21 protein-coding genes and 4 pseudogenes are annotated in these 26917 nt (G+C 71.6%); 10 read left to right on the forward strand and 15 right to left on the reverse strand.

Annotated elements, in window-relative coordinates; all coding sequences use genetic code 11:
- Positions 1-270 (reverse strand): annotated as a pseudogene (locus AB0M99_RS34700) (hypothetical protein); the annotation flags it as partial.
- 232 nt (positions 271-502) lie between these two features.
- Between AB0M99_RS34700 and AB0M99_RS34705 the strand changes: the two are divergent.
- A complete protein-coding gene (locus AB0M99_RS34705) occupies positions 503-697 on the forward strand; it encodes a hypothetical protein (RefSeq protein WP_365927689.1) in 195 nt (64 codons plus the stop codon).
- Positions 698-898: 201 nt separating this feature from the next.
- Positions 899-2419: a hypothetical protein gene (locus AB0M99_RS34710; RefSeq protein WP_365927727.1), complete on the forward strand. Its 1521-nt coding sequence runs from the start codon at positions 899-901 to the stop codon at positions 2417-2419.
- An 8-nt stretch (positions 2420-2427) separates the two neighbouring features.
- Here the strand turns inward: AB0M99_RS34710 and AB0M99_RS34715 are convergent, their stop codons facing one another.
- On the reverse strand, positions 2428-3489 hold the full coding sequence (locus AB0M99_RS34715; protein WP_365927691.1) for a PP2C family protein-serine/threonine phosphatase: 1062 nt from the start codon (positions 3487-3489) through the stop codon (positions 2428-2430).
- A gap of 185 nt (positions 3490-3674) precedes the next feature.
- On the reverse strand, positions 3675-7154 hold the full coding sequence (locus AB0M99_RS34720; RefSeq protein ID WP_365927693.1) for a M28 family peptidase: 3480 nt from the start codon (positions 7152-7154) through the stop codon (positions 3675-3677).
- A gap of 183 nt (positions 7155-7337) precedes the next feature.
- On the opposite strand from AB0M99_RS34720, the gene AB0M99_RS34725 reads away from it, so the two are divergent.
- Positions 7338-8297, forward strand: coding sequence for a LysR family transcriptional regulator (locus tag AB0M99_RS34725; RefSeq protein WP_365927695.1), 960 nt, complete (start codon positions 7338-7340; stop codon positions 8295-8297).
- Positions 8298-8320: 23 nt separating this feature from the next.
- On the opposite strand, the gene AB0M99_RS34730 is transcribed toward AB0M99_RS34725, so the two are convergent.
- From AB0M99_RS34730 to AB0M99_RS34745, 4 genes are all read right to left on the reverse strand, one after another.
- Positions 8321-8920 (reverse strand): TetR/AcrR family transcriptional regulator, encoded by a 600-nt coding sequence (locus AB0M99_RS34730; RefSeq protein ID WP_365927697.1) that lies wholly within the window; start codon positions 8918-8920, stop codon positions 8321-8323.
- 80 nt (positions 8921-9000) lie between these two features.
- On the reverse strand, positions 9001-11061 hold the full coding sequence (locus tag AB0M99_RS34735; protein ID WP_365927699.1) for a discoidin domain-containing protein: 2061 nt from the start codon (positions 11059-11061) through the stop codon (positions 9001-9003).
- Positions 11062-11221: 160 nt separating this feature from the next.
- On the reverse strand, positions 11222-12556 hold the full coding sequence (gene lysA, locus AB0M99_RS34740; protein WP_365927701.1) for a diaminopimelate decarboxylase: 1335 nt from the start codon (positions 12554-12556) through the stop codon (positions 11222-11224).
- The gene (locus AB0M99_RS34745; protein WP_365927702.1) at positions 12553-12912 is read right to left on the reverse strand and encodes an SAV_915 family protein; all 360 of its coding nucleotides are present in this window, start codon (positions 12910-12912) and stop codon (positions 12553-12555) included. Before AB0M99_RS34745 ends, lysA begins: the two co-directional genes overlap by 4 nt.
- A gap of 307 nt (positions 12913-13219) precedes the next feature.
- Here AB0M99_RS34745 and AB0M99_RS34750 point away from each other — a divergent pair, with 307 nt between their 5' ends.
- A complete protein-coding gene (locus AB0M99_RS34750) occupies positions 13220-13732 on the forward strand; it encodes a universal stress protein (protein WP_365927704.1) in 513 nt (170 codons plus the stop codon).
- A gap of 65 nt (positions 13733-13797) precedes the next feature.
- On the opposite strand, the gene AB0M99_RS34755 is transcribed toward AB0M99_RS34750, so the two are convergent.
- Together AB0M99_RS34755 and AB0M99_RS34760 are read right to left on the reverse strand one after the other, a co-directional pair.
- Positions 13798-15081 carry a serine hydrolase domain-containing protein gene (locus AB0M99_RS34755; protein WP_365927706.1) on the reverse strand — a complete coding sequence of 428 codons (1284 nt, stop codon included), beginning with the start codon at positions 15079-15081 and terminating at the stop codon, positions 13798-13800.
- A complete protein-coding gene (locus tag AB0M99_RS34760; RefSeq protein WP_365927708.1) occupies positions 15078-16664 on the reverse strand; it encodes a DUF2264 domain-containing protein in 1587 nt (528 codons plus the stop codon). Before AB0M99_RS34760 ends, AB0M99_RS34755 begins: the two co-directional genes overlap by 4 nt.
- Positions 16665-16836: 172 nt before the next feature.
- On the opposite strand from AB0M99_RS34760, the gene AB0M99_RS34765 reads away from it, so the two are divergent.
- Together AB0M99_RS34765 and AB0M99_RS34770 are read left to right on the forward strand one after the other, a co-directional pair.
- Positions 16837-17760, forward strand: coding sequence for a methyltransferase domain-containing protein (locus AB0M99_RS34765; protein ID WP_365927710.1), 924 nt, complete (start codon positions 16837-16839; stop codon positions 17758-17760).
- 2 nt (positions 17761-17762) lie between these two features.
- On the forward strand, positions 17763-18872 hold the full coding sequence (locus AB0M99_RS34770) for a terpene synthase family protein (protein ID WP_365927712.1): 1110 nt from the start codon (positions 17763-17765) through the stop codon (positions 18870-18872).
- A 10-nt stretch (positions 18873-18882) separates the two neighbouring features.
- Here the strand turns inward: AB0M99_RS34770 and AB0M99_RS34775 are convergent, their stop codons facing one another.
- From AB0M99_RS34775 to AB0M99_RS34795, 5 genes are read right to left on the reverse strand one after another with little or no spacing between them, the layout of a single operon-like run.
- Positions 18883-20238: a cytochrome P450 gene (locus tag AB0M99_RS34775; protein ID WP_365927715.1), complete on the reverse strand. Its 1356-nt coding sequence runs from the start codon at positions 20236-20238 to the stop codon at positions 18883-18885.
- Positions 20235-20855 carry an ATP/GTP-binding protein gene (locus AB0M99_RS34780; RefSeq protein ID WP_365927717.1) on the reverse strand — a complete coding sequence of 207 codons (621 nt, stop codon included), beginning with the start codon at positions 20853-20855 and terminating at the stop codon, positions 20235-20237. The genes AB0M99_RS34775 and AB0M99_RS34780 overlap by 4 nt, the downstream gene beginning before the upstream one ends.
- Positions 20836-21198: a DUF742 domain-containing protein gene (locus tag AB0M99_RS34785; protein ID WP_365927719.1), complete on the reverse strand. Its 363-nt coding sequence runs from the start codon at positions 21196-21198 to the stop codon at positions 20836-20838. Before AB0M99_RS34785 ends, AB0M99_RS34780 begins: the two co-directional genes overlap by 20 nt.
- The gene (locus AB0M99_RS34790; RefSeq protein ID WP_365927729.1) at positions 21195-21581 is read right to left on the reverse strand and encodes a roadblock/LC7 domain-containing protein; all 387 of its coding nucleotides are present in this window, start codon (positions 21579-21581) and stop codon (positions 21195-21197) included. The genes AB0M99_RS34785 and AB0M99_RS34790 overlap by 4 nt, the downstream gene beginning before the upstream one ends.
- Before the next feature lie 17 nt (positions 21582-21598).
- Complete coding sequence (locus tag AB0M99_RS34795; RefSeq protein ID WP_365927721.1) at positions 21599-23194, reverse strand: ATP-binding protein; 1596 nt, start codon at positions 23192-23194, stop codon at positions 21599-21601.
- Positions 23195-23511: 317 nt separating this feature from the next.
- On the opposite strand from AB0M99_RS34795, the gene AB0M99_RS34800 reads away from it, so the two are divergent.
- The 3 genes and pseudogenes from AB0M99_RS34800 to AB0M99_RS34810 form a co-directional block, all read left to right on the forward strand.
- Positions 23512-24258: a protein phosphatase 2C domain-containing protein gene (locus AB0M99_RS34800; protein WP_365927723.1), complete on the forward strand. Its 747-nt coding sequence runs from the start codon at positions 23512-23514 to the stop codon at positions 24256-24258.
- 220 nt (positions 24259-24478) lie between these two features.
- Positions 24479-25747: a family 16 glycosylhydrolase gene (locus tag AB0M99_RS34805; RefSeq protein ID WP_365927725.1), complete on the forward strand. Its 1269-nt coding sequence runs from the start codon at positions 24479-24481 to the stop codon at positions 25745-25747.
- Positions 25744-26403: pseudogene (locus tag AB0M99_RS34810) on the forward strand (RICIN domain-containing protein); the annotation flags it as partial. The gene AB0M99_RS34805 and the pseudogene AB0M99_RS34810, both read left to right, overlap by 4 nt.
- Positions 26404-26410: 7 nt before the next feature.
- Here AB0M99_RS34810 and tnpA read toward each other — a convergent pair.
- Positions 26411-26644, reverse strand: a pseudogene (gene tnpA / locus AB0M99_RS34815) (IS200/IS605 family transposase); the annotation flags it as partial.
- 23 nt (positions 26645-26667) lie between these two features.
- Here tnpA and AB0M99_RS34820 point away from each other — a divergent pair.
- A pseudogene (locus AB0M99_RS34820) lies at positions 26668-26917 on the forward strand (RNA-guided endonuclease TnpB family protein); the annotation flags it as partial.

Raw genomic sequence — 26917 nt, forward strand, 5'->3', positions numbered from 1 at the left:
CGCGTCAACGTCCTGTGGGCCCTCATCCGTGACGGACAGTGCTTCCAACGTGAACTCCAGGTCACAGCGGTCGCTTGACAACAGCATTAGGAGGTCCTCGGGTGCGGGGGACTGCCACATGACGTGGACCGAAGTGGCGCTGCCGGCCTGCGCGGTGAGTCCGGAGGGGGCGGCCGGGGCGGAGGTGTCGGCGGAGGTGCAGGCCGCCAGGGCCGTCGCGGCCGTCAGGGTCATCACGGCCGCCAGGGCCTTCGCGGCGGTGTGTCGCACAGGGACGCCCTTCCTCCGCTTCCTCGTAAAGGTCTAGACATATATGGCACGTGGCGGGGCGGCCGGGCAATACCCGCGCGGCCGGAACTCGTCTTTCCCGTCGGGGATTTCCACCGCACCCGTCACGTGCGGCGGGCCGTCACGGACGGTCAACACCCGTTTGGCGGACGCGGGTTTCGCCCGGCGCGGGCCCCTCCTGCGCCACCATGGCGCCGCTAAGGAGGTGTTCCCCATGGTGATCTCCCTCTCCGTGGTCGTCCTGCTCCTCGTCCTCGCCTGGATCTTCCTGCGCGGCGGCGGCCTCAAGCTCTCGCACGCGATCGTCTGCGTCCTGCTCGGCTTCTACCTGGCGAGCAGCAGCATGGCCGCGACCATCCACGACGGCCTCACGGCCACCGCGAACGTGGTATCCGGCCTCAGGCCCTAGCCCGCCGGGGCTTGATCGACTGTTGCGCCTTCGTGAATCATCCGGCTCTTCCATGGACTCCTCGGGCAGTGCGACCTAGCGTCTGGCGGCGGCGCGATGTCAGACGCATTGTCAACAGAACTGAAGAGCATGGAGGAAGCCCGGATGTTCCGAAGAGCGCTGAACTGCGCGGTGGTACCGGTCCTCGCCGCGTTCACGGCGATGTACGGGATGACCCCCGCCCAGGCCGAGGAGATACCCAAGGCCCCCGGCCACCGCCTCGTCAGCCACTACGACGGCAGCCCCGCTGCCGGCAGGCCGCTGCCCGGCGAGGCCCCGCCGCAGCACCCCTTCCTCGCGCCCAATGGTCGTAGCGGCATGCACTCCGACGCGGCCGGCAGCGCCACCTCCCCCTGGTCGGGGCCCCTCGGCAGGAACCCGGTGGTGACCAGCGAGAAGATCGCCGCCCTCGGCGGCGAATGCGCCACCGCCACCTTCGACTCGGGCGGCCGGCTGGTCACGGTGTGCGGAACCTTCTCGGGCTTCAAGGTCAAACTCCTCGATCCCCGCACGCTCGCCACGCTCGCGGAACACCAGCTCCCACAGCGCTCCTCGACCGTCGAGGCGATCACCTCGCTCGACTTCGCGAAGATCTTCAAGGACACCTCGGGCGGCGCCTACTTCTACCTGGACAACCAGGACCGCGCCGTACTGGCCGACTCCCGCCAGCACATCCTGCGCCTCGAACACTCGTGGATCCCCGACGAAACAGGCGGCAGCTGGAAGTTCACGGTCGACGACGACTGGGACCTCACCGGCCAGGTCCCGCACGACTGCGTCACCTGGACCAACCTGTGGCCCAGCGGCACCTGCGACCCCGTCACCTCCGTGATGCCCGACTGGAACGGCCGCATCTGGTGGGTCACCCGCCAGGGCCGCGTCGGCACCGTGGACCCGGCGACCTCGCGGATCCGCTCGATCCGGCTCGCGGGAGAGGAGATCCAGAACTCCTTCTCGGTCGCCGAGGACGGGGTCTCCATCGTCACCGACCACGCCCTCTACAGTTTCCGCGCCACCGCCGACGGCACCCCCGAGGTGCAGTGGCGCCAGACCTACGACCGCGGTACGGGCACCAAGCCCGGATCCGTGAACCAGGGTTCGGGCACCACCCCGGACCTGTTCGGCAACGGATACGTTGCCATCACGGACAACTCCGACGAGCGGATGAACGTACTGGTCTACAGGCGGGGCGTGGACGTGCCGGCGGACCAGCGGCTGGTCTGCAAGGTGCCCGTCTTCGGCGCGGGCGCCTCCACCACCGACAACTCCCTGATCACCTGGGGCAACAGCATCGTCGTCGAGAACAACTACGGCTACGAGAACCCCACCTCGCTGCTGCTGGGCAAGTCGGTCGTCGGCGGCGTCAGCCGCATCGACGTCCGCGCCGACGGCAGCGGCTGCGACACGGTGTGGGAGAGCGCCGTCCGGGCGCCCTCCGTCGTCCCCAAGCTCTCCACCGGCAACGGGCTGCTCTACTTCTACGAGAAGGAGCCCAACTTCTGGGGCATCGACGCCTGGTACCTCACCGCGGTCGACTTCCGCACCGGTGAGCGCCGCTGGCGGCAGCTGACCGGCACCGGCCCGCTGTACGACAACAACTGGGCGCCGATCACCCTCGGCCCCGACGGCACGGCCTACGTCGGCGTGTTCAACGGCATCGTCGCGGTCCGCGACGGCGGCTGAGCCGCGCGTCAGGGGCCGCCCAGGCGCTCGATGGCCACCATGGCGGCGTCGTCGCCCAGGAGGCCGCCCGGCGAGTGCGCCAGCAGGTCCGCGCACAGGTGCCGCAGCAGCGCGTCCGGGCCGTCCCCGGGCCAGTCGGCGGCGCGGTCCGGCAGCGGGTAGAAGCTGCCGGCCGCGTCGCGGGCCTCGATGACACCGTCCGTGTAGAGCAGGACGACATCGCCCGGCTCGAACGGGAACGACTGCGCGGCGAAGCCGGTGTCGACGAACTCCGTCAGGCCCAGCGGGGGCGCCGGATGGTCCACCTGGAGCGGGACGACCCGGCCGCCGCGCAGCAGCAGCGGCGGCGGGTGCCCGCAGCTGAGGACCCGCAGGGTCATCTCCCCGTCGGGGATGTCGAGCACGGCCGCGGTGGTGAAGCCCTCGCCGGGCCGCTCCGGATCCTCGGCCTCGGCCGTATCGGCGGCGACGGCGGACTCCAGATGGGCGACCAGGCCCGGCAGGTCCTTCTCCTGGTGCGCGGCGGCGCGGAAGGCGCCGAGGACGATGGCGGCGTCCCCGACCGCCTCCAGGCCCTTGCCCCGGACGTCGCCGATGATCAGCCGGGTGCCGTGCTCGGTCCGCGCGGCCGCGTACAGGTCCCCGCCGATCTGCGCCTCGGCCTCGGCCGCCAGATAGACGGAGGCCACCCGCAGCGGCCCCATCCGGTCGCGCAGCGGACGCAGCACCACCTGCTGCGCGGCGACCGCTACGGAACGCAGCTGGGTGAGCTGCCCCTCGTGCACCTCGCGCAGGTGCGCGAAGAAGGTCACGAAGGCCGAGATCAGGAACAGCGCGATGATCTGGAAGGTGTGGTTCAGGTCGGTGAGGGTGGTCCGCGCGACGGCGACCACCACCTGTGCCAGCACCGCCACCGCCCCCACGAACGCGGTCATCCGGGGCCCGGCGAACGAGGCGGTCAGGGCCGGGGCGGCGGCCAGGAAAGGCCCCAGATGCACTTCGGGCGGAGCCAGGACGTCGATCGTCGTGACGAGCGCGATCAGCGCGAAGGGCGCCGCCACCTGTGCCATGCGCGGTTCCCGGTGCGGGCGGGTGCGTGTGGACGGCGGCCGATGGTCCATGCCTCCTGGATACACCGCGCCCGGGCTTCCCGCGCACCGGCCGGGCCGGAGCGGATGCGGCCGAGCCCGGTCCGGCGGGGTGCCGGACCGGGCTCCAGGCCGCCGGGCGGCCTGCCTGTGGTGTGCGCCGGGTGTCAGCTCACCTGGAGGGTGACGTCGTCCACCACGAAGGAGGTCTGGAGGGACTGGTCCTCCGAACCGCGGAACTGCAGGGTGACGGTCTGGCCGGCGAACCGGGAGACGTCGTAGCTCTTGAGCGTGTAGCCGGAGCCCGCGTCCACGTTGGACAGGGTCTCCAGGGTCTGGCCGCCCACCGAGACCGTGAAGGTGTCGTAGACGACGTCCTCGTACTCGTCCGTGTCGATGTGCAGGTAGAAGGAGAGCCGGCCCGCGGCGCAGCCGGCCGGGAGGGTCAGGGACTGGGAGGCGCTGTCCACGCGCGAGGAGCCCCAGCCGTTCAGCCACGCCATGTACGTGCCGCTGTGCGCGACCTGGCCGGACTGGTTGGTGATGACGCCGGAGGTGGCGGTCCAGGGGCTGGAGCCGCTCTCGAAGCCGCCGTTCGCGACGACCTGGCGCGGGGTGCAGGTACCGCCGCCTCCGCCGACGGTCAGCGTGTACGTGGTGCTGTGGCTGACGGTGCCGGAGCCGGTGACCGTCAGGGTGTACGTGCCCTGCGCCGCGCCCGCGCCGACCTGGACGGACAGCGTCGAGGAGCTGCCGGACTGCACGGAGGTCGGGCTGAGCGTCGCGGTGACCCCGGCCGGGGCTCCCGAGACGGACAGGGCGACGGTCTGCGGGCTGCCGCTCACCGTGGTGGTGTTGACGGTGGAGGTGACGCTGCCGCCCGGGTTGGCGGAGCCGGCCGAGGGCGAGGTGGCGAGGGAGAAGTCCTGCGCCGGGGTGTCACCGCCCACCGCCAGCTTCCAGACGGCGTAGGCGACGCCGTCGGCGCTGCGGTCCAGGACGGTCGGGCTGATGTTGTTCGTGGTGTCGCAGGAGCTGTGGTAGCAGGGGTCGTACGCCGCGTTCGCGGTGCCGCCCCACTTCGAGGCCTGCGCGGAGGTCTTGCGGGCGCTGGCGCCGGCCGCGTAGCCGGAGGTGGGGATGCCGCCCTGCTGGAAGGAGTAGTCGTCGCTGCGGCCCTGGCCCTCGGTGTTCTCCTCGGGAGCGAGGTTCAGCGAGGTCCAGTACGCCTTGAGGGGGGCGGCGGTGGTGGAGTTGACGTTGTTGATGAAGTAGCCGCCGTTGGTCGAGCCGACCATGTCGAAGTTGTAGTAGCCCTTGATGGCGGCCTTCTGGGCGCTGGTGAGCTGGTTGACGTAGAACTTCGAGCCGTTGAGGCCCTGCTCCTCGTCCGTCCACCAGGCGAAGCGCACGTGCTTGGTCATCGTGGGGTTCTTCTGCGCCAGGACGAGCGCGTTCTCCAGCAGGGTCGCCGAGCCGGAGCCGTTGTCGTTGATGCCCGGGCCGGCCGAGACGCCGTCGAGGTGCGCGCCGAACATGACGGTCTGGTCGGCGGGGCCGCCGGGCCAGTCCGCGATCAGGTTGTTCGACGGGTAGGTGCACGAGGTGCAGTTCTGCTCGGTGACCGTGTAACCGGCCGCCTGCAGTTTGCCCTTCACGTACGCCAGCGACTGGGTGTAGCCGGCGCTGCCGGCGCGGCGGTGGCCGCCGTTCTGCGAGGCGATCGTGTTGAACTGGGTCAGGTGCGCCTGGACGTTCGCCACGCTGATGTCCGGCGGGCCGCTCGTGGTGCCGCCCACGCTGAGCGCGTAGTCCACGGTGTGCGCGAGTCCCGTGCCCTGACCCTTGACCGTGACGGTGGACGTCCCCGGAGCCGCGTTGGCCGTGGCGGTCAGGGTCAGCACGGAGGACTGGCCGGACTGCACGGTGGCCGGGTTGAAGGTGGCGCTCACCCCGGCCGGCAGGCCGGTGGCGGTGAGGGCCACCTGCTGGGCCGAGCCGGTGGTGGTGCTGGTGGCCACGGTGGTGGTGACCGAGCCGCCCTGCTGGACGGTGCCCGAGGACGGGTTCAGCGCCAGCGAGAAGTCGTCGTTCGGGCCGCTCGGCGTGCAGGTCGGGTCACCGGACTGGGCGGGCACGCTGATGGCGTCCCAGGCGGCCTTGGTCTTGTTGAACAGGTTGCAGGTGGCCGGGTCCAGCGACTTGGCGGAGCTGAGGGTCGCCGTCCGGTACTTCTTGTAGGACATGCTGCTGGTCTTGAGCAGCATGCCGCCGTAGAAGATCTTGCCGGCGTTCTGCACGCCCACGCCGGTCAGCGTGCTGGAGTTGCAGGTGCTGCTGTTCGGCTTGCCGCCGCCCGGGCTGGTGCCCTCGGCCAGCAGGTAGAACCAGTGGTTGAGCGGGCCCGCGGCCGCGTGCACCTCGGTGCCCGGTATCGCGGAGCTGTAGCAGGCCGGGTCGTTGTTGACGGCCGGCGGGTTGTACATGTTCCGGATCGGTCCGCGGCCCTGGAGGTTGATGACCTCGCCGACGGTGTAGTCCGGAGTGTCGTACGGGGAGGGCTCGTTGGCGTACGCCTCGGTCAGCGCGCCGAAGATGTCACCGGTGGCCTCGCCCAGTCCGGCCTCCTGGCCGCTGGTGCCGCCGGGGGTGTTGGAGTCGATGGCGTGCCCGTACTCGTGGGCCACCACGTCCAGGCCGGCGATCCACTCGTTGGCACTGTTGCGGCCGATCGTGACGGAGCTGCCGTCCCAGTAGGCGTTGAGGTCGTTCAGGCCGACCTTGCCCGGGAAGCCGCGGCCGTTGCCGTTGAAGCCGTTGCGGCCGAGCCACTGGCCCAGCATGTCCCACTGCTTCTGCGCCGCGAACATGAGGTCCGTGCACCCGGTCTCCTTGGAGGTCGGGTTGCCGGTGCCCCAGGAGTCCGAGGACTTCGAGAAGACGGTGCCGCTGCTGTAGTCCGCGCAGCTCAGACCGGTCCGGTTCGGGTCGCGCAGGGAGTACGTGGAGCCCGAGGCGGTGGTGTCGATGGTGAGCGGGTTCGGGCCGTTCCACTTGCTGTTGCCGCTGCCGGCCACGACCTCGTCGTAGCGGTCGACGACCTTGCCGGTGCGGGCGTCCACGAAGACGTGCAGCTTGCTGGGGGCCGTCCTGGTGCTGCCGACGAGGGTGGTCTCCCAGGCGAGGACCTGCCGGTCGTCCTTGAGCTTGACGACCAGCCGGCTGCCCTGCACCGCGTCGACCTTCGACAGTTCGCGCCGCGAGGCGGACTCCGCCGCCTTCGCGTCGACCGTCGGGGTGGTCGCCACGTCGATCGCGGTCGAGGAGGCCGACTGGACGGCCCGTACCCGGCCCTCACCGTCGGCGAGGACGACCGCGTCGCCGCCGACGACCGGCAGGCCGCGGTAGCTGCGCTCGTACGCGACGGAGTACAGGTCCTGGACCCAGGGGGTGACCAGGCGCCGGTCGTACTGCTGCTGGGCGGAGTTGACCAGGGCGTCGAGGCCGCTCCTGACCGCCGCGTCGGCGGCGGCCACCGCTCGCTCGGCGGACTTGGCCTGTTGGGGTGGTACCGGTTCCTGTTGCGCGGCCGAGGCGGTACCGGCCAGCGCACCGGCGAGGCTCGCGGTCAGCGCCAGGGCTGCCACGGACGCCGTCCATCTGGAGGGCTGCAAGAGTCCACTCCGATCGTGTAGTGGGGGGTGTGGCCGTACGGATCCGGCCGTACGCCGACGCCGAGTATGAGCGTGGACATGGCGAGATTGGGACATCCCTGCGCACATAAGGCGCGGGTTATGGTGCGCTCGCGTCACGCTGCGTAAGCTGCCCGGATGCAGCTGGAGTTGAGGCATCTGCAAGCCGTCTGCCAGATAGCGGAAGCCGGCAGTCTGGGGGGCGCGGCGCGGCGGCTCGGGGTCTCCCAGCCCGCGCTCTCCGCACAGTTGCGCAGGATCGAGCGGGTCACCGGCGGCGAGCTCTTCGTCCGCGGCCGGCGCGGGGTGGAGCCCACCCCGCTGGGCCAGTTCGTACTGGCCAGGGCGCGCCGCGTACTGGGCGAGATGGACGCGCTCGGCGCGGAGGCGCGCGCCATGGCGGCCGACGCCCCGCTGCGCCTCGGCTGCATCCTGCTGGTGCTGATCGACGGACTGCTGGCCAGCACCGACCTGTCGCTGTCCGGCCGCGAGATCATCGTGGACCTGGAGGACTCGGTGACGGCGCTGGTACGGATGCTCGGCGCGGGCCAGTACGACGTCATCGTGTACGGCGAGGTGAACGAGCACGAGGTCCCGCTGCCCGGGGGCGTCCTGGCCCGGACGCTGGTCCCCAGGGAGCCGTTCTGCATCCGCATGTCGGCCGGGCACCGGCTGGCGGACCGGGAGAGCCTCGACCTCGCGGACCTGGCGCACGAACAGTGGATGATGCTCGTGGAGGACGACGACGGCGGCCCCGAGGCCCTGGTCGAGGCCTGTGCGAAGGCCGGGTTCGTCCCCTCGCTGCGCTATCGGATCACCGACCGCAAGATGCGGCACGACCTGATCGCCGCGGGCAGGGCCATCGCGCTGTGCCAGCCCACCGCCCCACCGGTGCCGGGAACGGTGATGCGCCCGCTGGCCGGCACCCCGATCACCGGCCGCATCCGCCTCGCCTGGAACCGGTCGGCGCTCTCCGCGCAGCAGGCGGGACTCCTCTACCGGGCGGCGGTCCGCGCCTACCTGGCCAACGTGGACAACAACCCCTTCCACCGCGACTGGTGGAACGCCCACCCCGAGGCCCACCCGGTACTGGACTGACCGGGCCGACCGGACCGACGGCGCTACGCCTTCTCGCGGACCAGGCCCACGACGTGCTCGGTGATCAGGTCCAGGACCTCGGCCGCCGTCCTGTCGTTGCCGAGGACGAGGAGGTTCAGGGTCATCCCGTCCGTCATCGCCGCCAGATAGCGGGCCAGTACCGGGACGGGGACGGCGAGTTCGAACTCCATGACGCTGCCGAGCTGCGTGATCAGTTCGGCGTAGGTCTCGCAGTAGATCTCGTACTGCCGCCGCGCGAGGTGCTCGAACCCCGGCTCGCGCAGGGCGTACTGCGTGAGCTCGTACGTGAGCATGTGCTCGCCCGGGCTCGCGGAGACGTGGTCCCAGTAGGCCCGGAAGCCGGCCCGGATCGTCTCGCGCAGGGTGGCCCGCGGCCGGATCGCCTCCTGCACCCCGGTGACGGAGTGGCCGGTGAGGGTCTCGATGACGGACTCCAGCAGGGCCTGCTTGGAGTCGAAGCAGTAGTGGAAGACGCTCAGTGACACGCCGGCCTCGGCGGCTATCGACCGGGTGGTCGTCCGGGCGACGCCGTCGCGGGTCATGGCGCGGATCGCGGCCTCGGTCAGCTGTGTGCGCCGCTCGGCCAGAGGCATCCGCGCCATGAAGTTCCTTCCGTTCCCGACCGACACCGCGGCGGGTGTCCCGGGAGGCCGCTCGGCCCCCGGGACACCCGCCGGTGCCGTCAGCTGCTGTAGACGCCGACTTCGTGGAGGGAGTACCCCCACTGCGTGCCGCGCTGCACCCCGTGGATGCGTACGTGGCGGGCCGTGACGCCGTTGAACTGCGCGGTGTCCAGGCCGCCGTCCCCGGTCGTGGTGGACCACGCGGTCTGCCAGTTCGCGCCGTCCGTGGAGACCTCGATACGGTACGCCTTCCCGTACGCGCGTTCCCAGTTGAGGGTGACGCGCTTGACGAGGCTCGCGGATCCGAGGTCGACCTGGAACCACTGGCCGTCGCTCCAGTCGCTCGCCCACCGGGTGTCCGTGTTGCCGTCGACGGCCCGGCCGGGGGCGTAGCTGGTGAACGGGTTCCACTCGGCCGAGGAAGCCGAGGCGGACGCGCCCGCGGCGAGGTTCACCCCGGCCTTGTGCTTCTCGGAGGACCCCCAGGTGCGGAGGTAGGACTCCGCCCCGCGGAACAGGTCGTCCACGACACCCTGGCCGCCGACCAGCCGGATGTCCTCCACCCAGTCCGGGACCATGCCGTACTGCGCGCCGCCGTCGGTGTTGAAGTCCCAGGTGCGCTGGCCCGCGGTCTGCTTGTCGATGACGGAGCCGCCGTCGACGCTGCGGAAGGGGTAGCGCACAGGGTTCGGGGTGTCCGCGCCCCGCGGTGCCGGCCAGCCGCCGACGCCGTTCATGTCGGTGCCGTAGCCGTAGCCGACGTTGTACTTCTCGCGCAGCGCGTCCGTACGCTTGGCCTCGGCGCTGAAGCCCTCGGCGCCGCTCATGTACGCGGTGGCGAAACCGCCGAGCCGGTAGAGGCGCTCCATCCACGCGTTGTCCATCCAGCTGTGCGAGGACAGGACGCCCGGGTAGGACTCGGTCTCCAGGATGTCGAAGGCCCGGCCCGCGGCCTTGACGCTCATGTGGTCGACTTCCAGCATCATCTTGCGCTTCATCATGCCGCGCACCGCGTACTCGCCCAGCTCGGTCAGACCGCGGGTGTTGCACTGCGCGTCCGCCGCGTACGAGGGGACCGTCACGCCCTGCGGCAGCTCCTTCTGCGCCGAGGGCGCGGCCGCGAGCCCGATCGGGTTGTCGTGCTGCGGGCCGGCGCACTTCTCCGTCTTCCAGAAGGTGCCGGTGGACAGGAACTGGCCCACGTTGATCGCGGTGCCCAGGGCGCCCTCGTCGAAGCGGACCCCGCACAGGGCGTTGTCGAACTTGTGGCACAGGAACATGCTGCGCACGCCGAGCCCGTGCAACTCGTCCAGGCCCCGGTCGATGTCCTCCCTGCTGCACTGAGAGATGTCCAGGATCTGCTTGCAGCCGAACGGCTCGGAGGTCTCGACCCCCAGTACGACGGCCAGCTTGCCCTGCTCGATCACCTGGCGGGCCTGCGCGGAGTCGGTGACGATCCTGAACCATCCCTTGCCCGCGCCGCCGTACATCTTGTCGATGTACGCCTGCATCTCGTACGTCTTCTTCGCCTGGAGGCGGATGGAGGTCATCTCGTCGCAGCTGCGGTCCTTGAAGAAGTAGACCGAGCAGATCACCCCGTTCGTGACGAGGTCGTTGACGAGTACCCGCTGGCCGCCGCGCCAGGCCCGCTCGACCCACGCGTAGTAGTTCTGCTGGTGGGTGAGCGAGTCGTTGGCGGGCCAGTCCTTGAAGGTCGGCCATCCGTTCGGGTCGTGCTTGCCGTCGCCGCCCTTGGTGATGAAGTCGAAGATGGCGAGCGAGCCGTCGGGGTAGTGCTCGGGGCAGTCCTTGAGCGCGTCGGCGACCCCCGCCTCGGAGAACGGCTTGCCGCAGATGAGCCGGCCGCCGAAGCCCTCGTTGGCCATCAGGTGGTCGTGGGCGTCGACGAAGCCCCTGACCTGGCCGTTGGCGTCGGTGCCCTTGAAGGGCTCACCCGTGACGTTGACGGCGGCGTCCGGCGCGGGCCGCGCGGACGGGGTCCACCAGTCCGTCTCGGCCGAGACGGCACTGGGCGTCGGGCCCAGTGCCACGGCCAGCACGGTGAGGAGCAGGGACAGAACCGCGATTGGCTTTCGCCTGGTGTACGAGTGTCTGGTCAAGGCCACCCCTCCGGCTTGAATTGTCATGTCCCACGCAAATATCGCGTCGAGAATCGCGACTATTGCAAGCAGAGTCAATAGTCCGGGACGGATGACCTGATGGATCGTCGGATCCACCGAAACCCGAGCCGGAGGCGGGCCGAACGTGCTCGTCGGGGCCCTACTCGCCGATGTCGCGGCCGCGGAAGTCCTCCAGCGTCTCGCGCCGCACCAGCAGCCGCGCCGCCCCCTCGTGGACCGCGACGACCGGCGGGCGCCCGACCAGGTTGTACCCGGAGGCCATGGACAGCTGGTACGCACCCGCCACCGGCACGGCCAGCAGGTCTCCGGGGTGGATGTCGCCGGGCAGTTCCACATCGGCGGTGAGGACGTCACCGGCCTCGCAGTGGCGGCCCACGACCGTGGTGGTGCGCGACGCGGCGGCAGACCTGCGGCCGACGAGCCGCGGCGCGTAGCGCACGCCGTACAGCGCCGGCCGGGGGTTGTCGCTCATGCCCCCGTCGACGGCCACGAAGACCTTCGCGCCGGTGTGCTTCACCGCGAGGACCCGGTACACGGCCACCCCCGCCGGGCCCGCGATGGCCCGCCCCGGCTCGACGGCGAGCCGCGGCACCGGGAGCCCGGCGGCGGCGCAGCTCTGGGTGAGCTCGGCGCGCAGCCGCCGGGCGAGCGCGGCCGGGTCGAGGGCGGGCTCGCCCGGCCGGTACGCGACGCCGTGCCCCCCGCCCAGGTCCAGCTCCGGGAGCGTCACGCCGTGCAGGTCGCGCAGCCGGGCCAGCAGGCCCACCATCCGCCGCACGGCGGTGACGTACGGCTTGCAGTCGGTGATCTGGGAGCCGATGTGGCAGTGCAGGCCGGCCAGTTCGAGCTGCGGCTGGCCGAGGATCCGGGCGACGGCGTGCTGCGCCGAGCCGTCGGTGAGCGACAGGCCGAACTTCTGGCCGTCCGTACCGGTACGGATCTTCTCGTGGCCGCCGGCCGACACCCCGGGCACCACCCGCACCATGACCTTCTGGTGCCCCGTGGGACCGACCGCGGCGGCGATCCGGGCGATCTCGGACGGGCTGTCGATCACGATCCGCCCCACACCGAGGCGCAGGGCCGTGGCGATGTCGCGCGGCGACTTGGCGTTGCCGTGCAGCACGATGCGCTCCGGCGGGAAGCCGGCGGTCACGGCGAGCTCCAGCTCCCCGGCCGAGCAGACGTCCAGGCCCAGCCCCTCCTCCCGGACCCAGCGGACCATCGCGCGGGAGAGGAAGGCCTTGGCGGCGTAGAGCACATCGCCTTCGGGGAAGGCGGCGCGGTAGGCACGGCAGCGCTCGCGCACCTCGCCCTCGTCCAGGACGTAGGCGGGGGTGTCGAAGCGCTCGGCCACCTCGGCCAGGGACACGCCGCCGACCGCCAGTCCGCCGTGCGGGAGCCGCGTCGTGGAGGCGGGCCATATCGCCAGGTCATCGGCGCTCGCTTCGATCGCGCAGGCGAGGGTGTCGGTCATCGCTCCGTCCCGGTGGCCTGCGGTACGGGGACCGCGACCGGGGTCGCGGCCCCGCCCGGGGCCGTGCTCACCGCGGGCGCGGTGAGCGTCGGGTCGACGGTCACCAGGGCCACCCCGAGCGGCTCGGCCATCGCGCGCAGCGCGCTCTCCGAGAGCCGGATCCACGGCTGCGCCGCGCCCAGCGTGGCGGCGAGCCGGTCCGCACCGGTGAAGCCGACGGCGGTACGAGCTCCGAGCGGGGTGCGGAACATCCGTACCGTCACCTGCGCTCCGCCCGGCCGGACCGGCACGTACAGGGGCCCGGCCGGGATGCGTTCTTCAGGCTCGGGGTCGTCGGCGTACTGGACCAAACACATGGGGCCCTCCCAGAGGAACCAAGTCCGGTGATCGGCGCCCCGGGTGCGGGGATCCGGTCCGGGGCGTGCCGCCGAAGCTATGCCCGTCGCCGCCCGCCGGTCTGCATCCCCTGACGGGTCCCATACGCCGGGCGGCCGAGTCCATACGCATCGCTGACGGCCGGCTCCGGGCGGGACCAGCGCCGTGTCAAGGCGGCGCAAGGGAATCCGGGGGAGGCGTCAAAGGGCCGTCAGCAACCGCCCGCACCCGCGCGACCGGCCCTTTCATGGGAACGGCCAGGACGGTTCAGCGGAGAGGAGACACGTCGTGCGCAGAGTCGTGGTCGGCGTCAGTGGCACCCCGGGCAGTCTGGCCGCATTGCACCGAGCCGCCGCCGAGGCCCGGGCGCGCGAGGCCCAGCTGTGGGTGGTCATGGCCTGGCAGGCTCCCGGCGGCGAACTCGGCAGCCGCAACTCCTGCAACGTCTCGGCGCTCGCGCAGTGCCGTGAGGCGGCGGCGGAGCGCCTGCGCCGGATCCTGGACCTGGCCTTCGGGGCCGGCCCGGCGGGCGTCACGCCGGCCGGGCTGACCGTACGGGCGACCCCGGGCGCCGCGCTCGTGGACACCGCCCGGGGTGGCGACGACCTGCTGGTGGTGGGCGCCGGGTCCCGGGCGCTGCTGCGCCGCCTGGCCCGTCCCTCGGTGGCCCGCTACTGCCTGGCCCACGCGGTCTGCCCGGTGCTGACGGTGCCTCCGCCGCCGCTCCAGGCCGAGCTGGACGCCGTACACCGCCGCAACCTGTGGCACCTGCCGCTGGACACCAGGGAACTGGCGCCGTAACGGACGTGACCCCCGCCGCCGTCGTGGCCGCCGCGGGCGCGATGCCCGCGGCGGCCACCGGTGGATCAGCGCGCGTTGCGCTCGGGCAGGTCGACCTCGGCCGGGGCCAGGGCCGCCGAGGCCGCCGGGGCGTCCTGGGCGGCGGAGAGGCCGCGCGCGGTCGTCGCCGGCGCGGGCTTCTTGCCGCAGAACGCCGCTTCGAGCGTCCCGCCCAGGGCGGTGTTCGCCTGGCCGCGGTTCGAGGTGTTCGCCATCGCGGTGAGGCTGCGCTTGCCGTCGCGGGTGGTGAACGCGTAGGTGTAGAAGCCCTGGACGGTGCCCGTGTGGCCGTAGACGGACGTGCCGCAGGAGAGGTCGTAGCGGCGCAGCCCCAGCCCGTAGAAGCGGGTGTTGGTCGCGTCGGTCGGGGTCATCGTCAGCATGGCGTCCAACTGCTTCGCCGGCAGCAGCCTCCCGCTTACCAGCGCGGACATGAAGGTGCTGAGGTCGGCCGCGTTCGAGATCATCGCGCCCGCGGACTGCGCCCAGGACACCGTCTGCTCGGTGGAGTCGACCAGGGGCGCGCCGGCCTCGTCGGGGGTCAGGTAGCCGTGGGCGTGCAGCCCCTTGATCTCCGTCGACGGGTGAACGTAGGAGGTGTTGCGCAGGCCGAGGCGCTTGATGATGCGGCGGTCGTACTCCTTGGCGACCGGGCGCCCGGTCGCCTTCTCGATGAGCATGCCGACGACGACGAAGTTGGTGTTCGAGTACTTGTACGACGCGCCGGGTTCGGTGGTGCGCGGCTCGCTCAGCGAGAGCTTGACCAGCTCGTCGTAGCCGAACACCTTGTTCCGGACCGCCTCGAAGCCGGGGACGGTCTTGTCGAACATGGCGTTCGTGTAGTCCGCCAGGCCGCTGCGGTGGGTCAGCAGGTGGCGCACGGTGATCCGGTCGTCGGGCAGCAGACCCGGCAGGTAGTGGTTGACCGCGGTGTCCAGCTCGATCTTCTTCTCGGCGACCAGCTGCAGCAGCACGACGGTCGAGAACGTCTTGGTGACGCTGCCGATCCGGAACCGGGCCTTGGTGTCCATGGCCTCGCCGGTGGTCTTGTCGCGTACGCCCAGCGTCTTGCTCTGGACCCCGTCCACGCCGGTGATGCGGGCCATCGCGCCGGGCGCGCCGGCGTCGGTCGTGTTCTGCAACGCCTTGAGCAGGGCTTCGAGATCGGGCGCCGGCAGGCCCGGCTGCGCGGCCTGCGCGGCCTGCGAGGCCTCGGTGCTGAGGGCCGGCGCGGCGTGGGCGGCGGTGGCCGGAGCCACACCGGCCACCACGGCCAGCAGGGCGGCGCTTGCGGCAAGACGTCGGTTCATGGGGATGAGCACGTGTTCCCTCGACTCATTCGGTACGGGAGGAGAAGTGTCCGCGGCTGCCGAGTCGTGCGGAGACCCGGTCGGTTGGCAGCCGGAACGATCAAGAGCTTAGGTCTTCCGGAGCGCCGTCCGTAACGGGCCGCGAGACCAGGAAGAGCGGAGCGAAGTCGATGCGTGTGCGAAGGCCGTCGGAGTTCCAGCGGACTTCGACGCCGTCCGGGCCCGCGTCGGTCACCCGGGCCACGTCGTACAGGGGGACGCCGTCCCGCTGCGCCCCGAGCGAGGCGAGCGCCACGAAGGTGCCCGTCCCGTCGGCCCCGCCCGAGAGCCGGGGCACCAGCGCCCGGCGCGTGTACGCGGTGCCCTGCGGCGCGCGCACCGGCTCGGGCTCCGGGTCCGCCGTCGCCCCCGGTGGTCTGGATCAGCAGGCCGGGCGCCCGCAGGGCCAGGGCCCGGTCGGGGCCCGCGACCGGCGGCGGTTCCTCGCACCGCGTCCACAACGGGTGGTCCGCGGGGGCCAGCAGCGAGACGAACGCCTTCGACGCCCAGTAGGGCGACGCGGGACCCGAGTAGCCCTGGAGGGTCGCCTCGTGCGGGCCGTACCAGCCCGGCGGAAGCAGCCCGTCCCCGTCCAGTGCCCCGCGGTCGAGGAAGTGCCGCAGGCACCCGCTGACCAGCGTCCGGGAGGCGCCGGCCGGGAGCGGGGTGTGGCCGGTCAGGGCGCCCAGCCCGACCGCGGCGCCCGCCGCGAAGCGGTACGTCAGCGAGCGCCCGAAGTGGACCGGCGCACCGTCCGAGCCGAACAGCAGGCCGTAGCCGTCCAGATGGGAGCGCAGCCGGGGGCCGAGGAGTTCGAGCAGGTGCCGGTCGTCCGCGAGCCAGGCGTGCAGCACCGGGTAGAAGTGCAGGGCCCATCCGTTGTAGTGGTCGAAGGCCCGGCCCTCGCCGTCCGAGTACCAGCCGTCGCCCCGGTACCAGGCCTCCAGGAGGTCCAGCCCGCGTTGCACGGCCCCGTGGGTCTCCCCGTCCCCGCGCCCGACCGAGTCCAGGAACCCGGCCACCGTCAGCGGGAAGAGGTACCAGTTGTTGGGGACCGGACGGTGGCGCAGCGCCCCGCGCAGCCAGGCCTCCGCCCGGTCCTGCACGGCCCCGTCGAGCCGGTCCCACAGCCACCGCCGGGTCAGGCGCAGGGCCAGCGCGACGGACGCGGCCTCGACCATCGGCTGCCCCTGCACGGTGTAGTCGAGTACGAGGGGCCAGGATTCGGCGTCCTCCCGGCCGGGTGTCCGGGTCCCCGCCGCCAGCCCGTCGGCGTACCGCTCCAGCAGCCCGAGGGGATCGCGGCCCTGCGCCCCGGCGGTGCGGAAGGCGACGGCGAGGAAGGTGCGGGCGTAGCCCTCCAGGCCGTCGGACCGGGTGCCGGACGAGGACGGCCGGCCCGGGAGGTCGAGCAGGGCCCCGCCCGGGGTGGCGCAGCGCCGGGCGGCCCGTACCAGTGCGTCGGCGAGCGCTTCCCAGTGGTCGCGGGTGTAGCCCGTGACCGGGCTCAGGGCCCGGTCTTCCGGAGGGAGTTCGAACATCATGGCGGCAGTGTGCAGGCGATTGCGCCCCGGCCGGTCAAGTACGTCGTAAATGTGACTGTTTCAGGTGTGACTATGCTCAAGGCCCAGGTGGTTGAAGCGTTTTGTCGACCATTCATGGGCAGAGTGGGGCGGCCGAGAAACACCCCCACGTGACCGCAAGACCGGAGAACCGATGGACAGCAACCTCGTCATCCAGCCCCCCACTGGTGGCCAGGCGTTCGATCAGACCCAGGTGCCGCTCTACTACAGACGCAAGACGGCCGACATCCTTCACAAATACGGGCCCGGGCCGCGAGTCCACTTCCACGTGGGGCTCTTCGCCCAGGGTGAGACGCCGAACACCACCGTCTCCCAGAGCGTCCTCAAGCGCCGCATCGTCGGGGCCCAGGAAGCGATAGTCGAGCACGCCGCCCGCACCTGGGGCGCGTACGAGAACCCGCCCGCCCGCGTCCTCGACATCGGCTGCGGGGTCGGCGGCGGTTCGCTGTACTGGGCGCAGGAGCACGGCGCGAGCGTCACCGGCCTCACGGTCGCCGCGGACCACGTACCCGTCATCGCCGACTTCGCCCGGCTGGCCGGAGTGTCCGACCGGGTCACCCCGCTGCTCGCCGACGTCCACGACTTCACCACGGCACGGCGCTACGACGCCGCGTACGCCAATGAGAGCACCGGCTACATGGACCGCGAGCGGCTCTTCCAGGTCGTCGCCAAGGCGCTGAAGCCGGGCGGCTGGTTCGGGATCCAGGAGCACTTCGTCTGCCGGCCGGAGTGGACCGGATTCATCGACGGCTACTACAAGACGCGCCTGGGCACCCTCACCGAGTACATAGCCGCCGCCGAGGCCGCGGGCTTCGAGCTGGAGCAGGACGAGGACGTCACCGACCGGGTCGCCGAGTTCTGGGTGCAGTCCATGGCCTGGAACACCGCGGAACTGGACCGCCTGGACCGCGGCTCCGCGCAGCCCGGCACCGAGCCCTGCTGGTCGCGAGAGCGGCTCCAGGAGTCCACGATCACGCACGGCAAACTCTTCCGGATCTGGCGCGACCACGCGCTGGAGACCCGGCTGCTGCTCTTCCGGTCGGCCGGGGGGAAGTGACGATGCCCGCTGCGTACGCCGAGCGCGCCCGTCCCTCCCGCATCGGATGGCAACTGCCTCCGTTCTACTGCCCCTTCGAGCAGGGCCTCGTCCATCCCGCGGCTGCGGAGATCGAGAAGCGGGCCATCACCTGGATCGACGCGGTCGGGCTCTACCCGGACGAAACCGAGCGGGCCTGGGGGCTGGCCACCCGCAGCGCCGACTTCACCAGCAGGATCATCCCGTACGGCGAGATCGAGCCGATGGTGCTCTTCACCCAGTGGAACTACTGGGCCTTCTCCGCCGACGACTGGCAGGACTCCAATACGGGTGCGTCGAGCACGGCCTCCGTCGTGGACCACGGCGCCAGGCTGGTCCGCACCGTCGAGGCACCGGGCTCCGGCCTCCTTCCGCCGGGACCGCACACCGCCGCCCTGGAAGACCTCGCGGCCCGCACCCGGGAGATGCTCGCTCCCGTGCAGTTGCGCCGTTTCACCGAGGGCATCCGGGACTGGGTGGCGGGCGCCAGCTGGCAGACCGCCAATGCCGAGCGGGGCATCATGCCGAGCCTGAACGACTTCGTGGCGGCGCGGATCTCGAGCAACGGCACCCGGTTCACGCTCACCTGGTGCGATGTGGCGAACGGGATCTCCGTGCCGGGCGACGAGCTCTACTCGGCGCCCGTCCAGGCACTCACGGACGCAGCCGGGTTCATCGTCAGTTGCGACAACGACCTGTTCTCCTACAACAAGGACGACCACCACGTCCCGTGGGAGCAGAACCTCATCAACGTCCTGGCCGCGCGGAACGGGTGCACCCCGGCCGAGGCGCTGCCCGCCGCGTTCGCCCTGCGGGACCGCACGGTGAGCCTGTTCGTCCGGCTGCGCGAGCAGCTCGGCCGTGGCGCGGGCGAACAGCTGAGCCGCTACCTCGTCTCGCTGGAGCACTGGATCGCGGGCGACCTGGAATACCACTGCCTGGCGCCGCGCTACGCCAGTCCGCGCAACCGCAACGAACTGCCGGTGGACGGCGCCCGGTTCGAGATCGACTGGAGCGGCACCCCCAGCGACACGGGGGTCGAGCCGCCGCCGGTACCGGCTCTCGCCTGGTGGTGGCAGCAGCTCGACGACTGACCCGCGAAAGTCAGCGGCGGCCCAGCAGCCGCTTCCACCACGGCACCCGCACAGCGGGTCGCTCCCCGGAAAGGGGGGCCTCCGGCACGGCGTCGCGCGCCGCTGCCGGAGCCCGGTTGGTCCCGGTGACCGAGGTGCCCTGCGGGGTGAACCGCACCGGGAGGGCGACCAGGTGACGGGACATGAGAGAGGACGTCCAGCGCAGCCCGTCCTCGGGGACGTCCAGCTCCAGATCGGGCAGCCGGGTCAGCAGGGAGTCGATCCCGGTGTCGGCGATGGCCCGGCCGATGTCCTGACCGGGGCACTCGTGGGGACCGCTGCTGAAGGACAGGTGGGAGCGGTTGCCCTGGACGGGCACCGTCAGATCGGGTCGGATCTGCGGATCGATGTTCCCCGGCGCGAGGCCCAGCAGCAGCATGTCCCCGGCCTTGATCTGCGCCCCGCCGAGCTCGGTGTCGCCGGTGGCCCAGCGACCCAGGATCGTGGTGAACGGAGGCTCGTCCCACAGGACCTGTTCCAGGGCGTCGGGCAGGGTCATGTGGCCGCCGGAGAGGTTCGCGCGGAACCGGCGGTCGGTGAGCACCACGCGCAGGGTGTTCGCGATCAGGTTGGCGGTCGACTCGAACGCCGCGATCATCACCAGGCGCAGGTGCTCCACGATCTCGTCGTCGCTCAGCGCCGTCGGGTGCTCCGCCATCCACGTGGTGAAGTCCTGGCCGGGCACCGCCCGCTTGCGCTGCACGAGCTCGCGCAGCGTCTCCGTCACGTACGTGTTGCTGGCGACGGCGGTCGCAGTGCCCTGCAGCATGTCGCGGGCTGCCTCGACAAGGCGCGGACCGTACGAGTCCGGTGCCCCGACCAGCTGGGTCATCACCAGCATCGGCAGCGGCTCGGCGAAGTCCGCGACGAGGTCGCCCTTTCCGGACTCGATGAACCCGTCGATGAGCTGGTCCGCGAAGCGCTTGACGTACCGCCGTACGCCGCGCCGGTCGAAGCGCTCCAGGGACTCGGTGACCGCTCCGCGCAGCCGCTCGTGCTCGGCGCCGTCGACCAGGTGGCACACGGGCTGCCACGCGGTCATCGGCGTGAGCGGGTGATCAGCCGGGACCCGCCCCTCCTGCTGGTCCCGCCAGCGGCGCGGGTCGCGGGAGAAGCGGGACGGGGTGCGTGCCACGTCGAGGTTCTCGCGGTGGCCGAGCACCAGCCACGCCGGCAGGTCGCCCTGGACGAGCACGGGGGCCACGGTGCCGTGCTCGGCGCGCAGCTTCTCGTACAGGCCCATGGGGTCGGCCTCGGCCTCGGGGCCGTAGAGCCGGTGTGCGGGGCAGCCCGGGGGAGGGACGGCCGGGTTCGGGGGAGTGCTCACGATGTCTCCGGGGTCACGGCGAGGGAATGCAGGTAGCGCATCAGCGTCATCAGGACGTCACGGCTCGAATCGCGCCGCCGGGCGTCACAGACGACCAGAGGTACGGACGCGGGCAGGTCGAGGGCGCTGCGAAGCTCCTCAAGGGGGTGCTCGGGCGCATCGGGGAAGGAGTTGACGGCGACCACGAAGGGCACCCCGCGCTCCTCCAGCCGGCCGATCACGTCGAAGCTGACCTCCAGCCTGCGGGTGTCGACCAGGACCACCGCGCCCAGCGCACCTTCGAACAGGCCGTGCCACAGGAACCAGAAGCGCTGCTGGCCGGGGGTGCCGAAGAGGTACAGCACCAGTTCCTCGTTGATGCTGATCCGGCCGAAGTCCATGGCCACGGTGGTGGAGCTCTTGCGCTCCACGCCCGCGGTGTCGTCGACGCCGACCCCGGCCTGGGTCATCGTCTCCTCGGTGGTCAGGGGCCGGATCTCGCTCACGGCGCCGACCAGGGTCGTCTTGCCGACCCCGAAACCGCCCACGATCACCACCTTGACCGCGGCGGCGGCCGTGGCCGGCAGTATGTCCTCGCGCCGCGGCCCCGCGCGCAGCTCAGAGCTTTCGTAGTCCATCGATCACTGCCTCAATCAATGCCAGGTCGGGGAGTTGGGCACGGGTGACGGGTGCGCGAGAGAGCACCTGGCCCGCGGTGAGCAGATCGTCGAGCAGCACGGTCACCACGCTCACCGGGAGACCGAGGTACGCGGAGATCTCGGCCACCGAGAGCGGGGCCTGGCACAGCCGCATGATCGCCGCGTGCTCCGGCTGCATGCCGGGACGGGGCCCCGACCTGGCGACGATCAGCGTGACCAGGTCGAGGTCGGTGGGGACTAACGGTCCACTGCGACCGCCCGTGATGACGTAGAGCCGCTCGGGGATTCCGTCCTCCCAGTCGCGGCCCCCGGGATGGCTCACGCGGTCTGCCTGTCGCTGCGCGGCGGGCTGCTGAGGTGCTCTCCGATCCGCGCCACCAGGTCGCGCATGCGCTGGCCCATCAGCCCGGCGTCGACGCCCTCGTCGGCCAGCACCGCCAGGTAGGCCCCGGCGCCCGCCGCCATCAGGTAGAAGAAGCCGCCGTCCATCTCGATCACGACCAGCCGCATCCGGCCGTTGCTGTGGGGGAGTTCGGAGGCGACCGCGCCGGCGAGGCTCTGCAGGCCGGCGCAGGCGGCGGCGAGCCGGTCGGCCGTGTCCGTCTCCGCACCGTACTGGGCCATCCGCAGGCCGTCGGCGGAGAGCACGATGACGTGCCGGGTCTGCGGAACGCTCTCGGCCAGGTCCTTGAGCATCCAGTCCATATTGGTCTGCTGCTGACTCACGGCTGTTCCCCCTTGCTCGCCGAGGCCGGCGAGACGTCTGTGTTCTGCCCTGCAGTGGTCTGGCTGTCCCCGGACAGGCCGCTCTGGAAGGCGGCCAGCCACAGGCCCGGCTGTGCTTCCGCCGGTTCCGGGGCCGCGGCGGCGGCCGCCGGGGTGGTGGCCGGGACGGCGGCGGGTTCGGCGGGCACCGTGGCGCGGACCTTGCGGCGGCGCTGCGGCAGCCCGTTCGCGGTCCGCTCGGTCACGGCGGGGACCTCGTCGGCCGCGTCCGCGTCGGCATCCGTGGCCGCCGGCAGCTGCGGACCCGTGGCAGGGCGCGGGAGCCGCGGTGCCTGGGCCGCCCGGTCCGGGGCGGCCTGGTCCGGGGCGGCCTGGTCCGGGGCGGCCTGGTCCGGGGCCGTCCGGGGTCCGGAGGAGGCGCCGATGCCGTGGGCGACGCCGGTGGCGCTGGTGATGGTGGTGATCAGGCCCTGCGGGACGACGACGACCGCGCGCACACCGCCGTACGCCGAAGAGCGCAGCGACACGCGGAAGTCGTACGCCTGCGAGAGCCGGCCGACCACCGCGAGGCCCAGGCGCGGAGTCTCGCCCAGGTCGGTGAGGTCGATGCCCGCCTGCGCCTGGCGCAGCATGCGCTCGGCCCGCTTGCGGGCCTCCTCGCTCATGCTCAGGCCGCCGTCCTCGATCTCGATGGCGATGCCCGAGTTCACCTCGACGGCGGTCAGGTGGACCTTCGTCTGGGGCGGGGAGTAACGGGTGGCGTTGTCGAGCAGCTCGGCCAGCGCGTGGATGAGCGGCTCGACCGCGGGCCCGACGACGGCGACCTGCGAGACGGAGTGGAGCTCCACGCGCTGGTAGTCGATGATCCGGGACATGGCGCCGCGCAGCACGCTGTACAGGGGTACGGCCCGGCTCCACTGGCGGCCGGGCCGCGCGCCGCCGAGCACGGCGATGGAGTCGGCGAGCCGGCCGATCAGGGCGGTGCCGTGGTCGAGCCGCAGCAGGTCGCCGAAGACGGCCGGGGTCTGGCCGTGGCGGTCCTCCATCTCGCGCAGTTCCTGGGCCTGTTGGTGCACGATGGCCTGGACGCGGCGGGCGATGTTCACGAAGGCGCGCTGTGCGGAGTCGCGCAGGTCCTCCTCCGCGACCACCGCGTCGAGCACCGAGCGCAGCACGGCGTGGTGGGCGTTCCTGAACTCGGGGGCCAGACCGGGCTGGTGGATGCCGGGGTCTTCCAGGGAGGTGAGCACGTCCTCGGGGAACTCACCCTTGCGCAGCCGCTCCACGACGTCGGGCAGCAGAGTCCCGGCCAGCCGGACGGTCTCGGCCTGCTGTCGCGCCAGCGCCGCCTCCTGCGCGGCCACGGTCGCCCGCAGTGCGGCCACCGCCTTGCCGCGCCGGGCGGCCTCACCACAGGCGAGGGCGACCGCGACGAAGGCCGCGGCGCCGATCCAGGCCACGGGGGTACGGGCAGGTGCGGACACCACGGCCACGGCGGCCGCTGCGACCGCTGCGGTCACCAGGACGGGCAGCGCCCATACGACGGGTGTGGCGGGCCCTGGACTTCCGGGCGACGATCCCTCTCGAACCATCAGAACCCTCAAACGATCGAAAACGAAAGATCATTGGACAACAGCCCGGGATCCTATCGGTTCCGTGCACGGGTCTTGACAACAGGTCATGATGCGGACGTGACAGTCGAGTTACCGTTGACGGTCCTGTCCGGAAATGATGTGTGATCCCGCCCCGTCGTACGGCGGACGGCTCCCGCGTACGTGCCGTCAGGGCCCGGCGGACACCCGGTGCGGGCCCCTGGGGGAGGCCGGGCCGGGGCGGAGCGGCGGCTCTCGGTTTCGGCTGGTTTCCGACGGGTCCGTCGTAGTGGCCGGGTCGGCGCGACAATGGAGGGGTGCCGTACATAGCGGTGACCGCATTGAGTCATGCCGGGCTGGTTCGCGAGCACAACGAGGACAGCCTGGTCGTGGGACCGTGGACGCTGTGCGGAACCGTGACGGACACCCCGCAGACCCTCGTGTTCCCGCTGGGCAGACCGCTGGTCGTCGCGGTCGCCGACGGGCTCGGCGGGCAGCCCGCCGGCGAGGTGGCCAGCGCCCTGACCGTCCGGCGGCTCTCCTCGCTCGGGCCCTCGCTGGACGGCGCGAGCGCCCTCGGTGACGCTCTGGACCTGTGCAATGACGAGGTGTACTCGGCGGCCGCCGGGCGCCCGGAGCTGGTGACCATGGGAACCACGGTCGCGGGCGCGCTCGTCCTGGCGGATGCGCTCCTGGTGTTCAACGTCGGTGACAGCAAGGTGTACGACGCGTCCCGCGGCGCACTCCGCCAGGTGAGCGTGGACGACAGCCCGCCTCCGGAGCCCGGCCGGCGCACCACATCGGCCGTGACGCAGACGCTCGGCGGCACCCGGGCGTTCGGCGCGGTCACGCCCCACGTGGCGGCCTTCGCGCTCTCCGTGGGCGACCGCTACCTGGTGTGCAGCGACGGGCTCACCGACCCCTTGCCCGACGAGGAGATCGAGTGCGTGCTGAGGGTGCACGACGACGGCAGGGCCGCCTTCGAGCTGTGGAAGGCCGCCATCGAGGCCGGTGGCCCGGACAACATCACCCTCGCGCTCGTACGCATCGGCGACAACGGATAGGCCCCACGAGGCGGGCGCCTTCATGAAATGTGATGCGCCCCCACCCTTGACAGGAATTTTGTTCACTTCTTAAATCACGTAGTGAACTAAGCACCTCCCGGCTCCGCTTGCATCCCCCCACCCCCGGTCGGCGCAGAAGTCGCACGGTTCCGCATGGCGTCTGAAGATGTCATGCGCATGCTGAGCTGCGCAGATCGCCATGCTCCTGGAAGGGAGAGTCATGGACTCCCCGCGCTTCCCCCGGCGCCTGCTGCTGTCCCTGGCCTCGGTCCTCGCCCTCGCGTCGCTGTCCACCGGACCGGCGCAGGGCGTATCCACGGTGAACGCCCCCGCCCCCGCTCCGGCCGCCGCTGCCGCCGTCACGTTCTCCGACGAGTTCGACGGGCCCGCGGGCTCCGCCGTCAACGGCGGGAAGTGGCAGATCGAGACGGGCGACAACGTCAACAACCACGAGCGGCAGTTCTACACCGCGGGCAACCGCAACGCCGCCCTCGACGGGCAGGGCCACCTGGTCATCACCGCCCGCCGGGAGAACTCCGACAACTACCAGTGCTGGTACGGAAGGTGCGAGTACACCTCCGCCAGGCTGAACACCTCCGGCCGGTTCACCACGACGTACGGGCGCGTCGAGGCCCGGATGAAGGTTCCGCGCGGGCAGGGCATGTGGCCCGCGTTCTGGATGCTGGGCCAGGACATCGGCCAGGTCGGATGGCCCGCCTCGGGCGAGATCGACGTGATGGAGAACGTGGGCTTCGAACCGTCCACCGTCCACGGCACCCTCCACGGTCCCGGGTACTCCGGCTCCGGCGGCATCGGCGCCGGGTACACCCTGCCCGGCGGCCAGGCGTTCGCCGACGCCTTCCACACCTTCGCCGTCGACTGGAGCCCGAACGCCGTCACCTGGTCCGTGGACGGCGCCGTGTACCAGCGGCGCACCCCCGCCGACCTCGGCGGCCGGCAGTGGGTCTTCGACAAGCCCTTCTTCCTGATCCTCAACCTCGCGGTCGGCGGCTACTGGCCCGGAGACCCCGACGGCAGCACGGCCTTCCCCCAGCAGCTCCTGGTCGACTACGTCCGCGTCACCACCGACCCCGCCCCGCCGACGGGCAGCGGGACCATCACGGGCCTCGGCGGCAAGTGCGCGGACGTCGCGGCGGCCAACACGGCGAACGGTACGGCGGTGCAGCTCTACGACTGCAACGGGACCGCGGCGCAGAACTGGTCAGTGGGCTCCGACGGCACGATCCGGGCGCTGGGCAAGTGCCTGGACGTGGCCTCGGGCGGGACGGCCGACGGCACGCGCACCCAGCTGTGGGACTGCAACGGTACGGCTGCCCAGCAGTGGGCGGTCAGCGCGGCGCGCGACATCGTGAACCCGCAGGCGGACAAATGCCTCGACGCCACGGGCAACAGCTCCGCCAACGGCACCCGGTTGCAGATCTGGACCTGCACCGGAGCCGCCAACCAGAAGTGGACGGTGACCCGATGACCGCGGCACCGTCCCCGGCCGGCTCCCGAATCCGGATCGCCGGACCCTGGCTGTCGGCCGCGGTCGCCGCGGCCTGCGCCGCCTCGGTCCTCACCGCCGTCCAGCCCACCCGGGCCGCCACCCCGCCGGCCCGGTCCGCGGCGGCCGCCGTCGCCGCCCTGCCTGCGGGCTGGTCCACGGTGGTGAACAGCGGCAGCGGCAAATGCCTGGACGCGCGATCGGCCGCGACCGCGAACGGCACGGCCGTGCAGCAGTACGGTTGCAACAACAGCGCCGCCCAGCAGTGGAGTTTCACACCGACCGGCGACGGCTTCGTGCGGATCGGCAACCGCAACGACGGCAACCAGGTGGTGGACGTGAGCAACACGTCCACGGCCGACAACGCGGCCGTGCACCTGTGGACGTACGGCGGCGGCGGCAACCAGCAGTGGCAGGCCGTCGACGAGGGCGGCGGCGCCTACCGCTTCGTCAGCCGGCACAGCGGCAAGTGCCTCGACGTCCCGGCCGCCTCGACGGCCGACAGTGTCCAGCTGGTCCAGTACACCTGCAACGGCACCGCGGCCCAGCGCTTCCAGGTCGTGCCGGTCGCCACCGGACCCGGGGACGTCGATCTCGGCCCGAACGTGGCAGTCTTCGACCCGTCGATGTCCTCGGCCGCCCGACCTTGGGCGGGTAGTGCACGAGCAGGTGAACGTGGTCGTCCTCGCCGTTGAACTGCTTGAGCTCGGCCTCGAAGTCTTCGCATACCTCCCGCATGATCTCTTCGCATCGCGTCAGCATGGCGTCCGTCATGGCCTTGTGCCGGTACTTCGTGACGAAAACCAAGTGGACGTGCAGGTTGTAGACGACGTGACGGCCGGTGCGTACGTCGGGGTTCGGATTCCACCTTGGTGACATGGACCAAACGATAGAGTGATCGCATGATTTCGGAACTCGGCACAGAGAAGCGGCAGTTCGGGCACCGTGCCCGTCTGGCGCTGTCGCCTGCCGAGATCCAGGTCATGGACGATCAGGCGCACGCGGCCCGCACCATGTGGAACTGCCTGCACTCCTGGTGGCAGATGATGCCGAAGGGCAAGCGGTCCCCGGCCGCCGCTGACGCGGCGATCCGCCAGGCCCGCAAAGACCTCGACCACCTCGGGAAGCTGCCCGCGCAAGCAGCGCAGGCCG

This window comes from Streptomyces sp. NPDC051183, assembly GCF_040682455.1.
GTDB lineage: Bacteria > Actinomycetota > Actinomycetes > Streptomycetales > Streptomycetaceae > Streptomyces.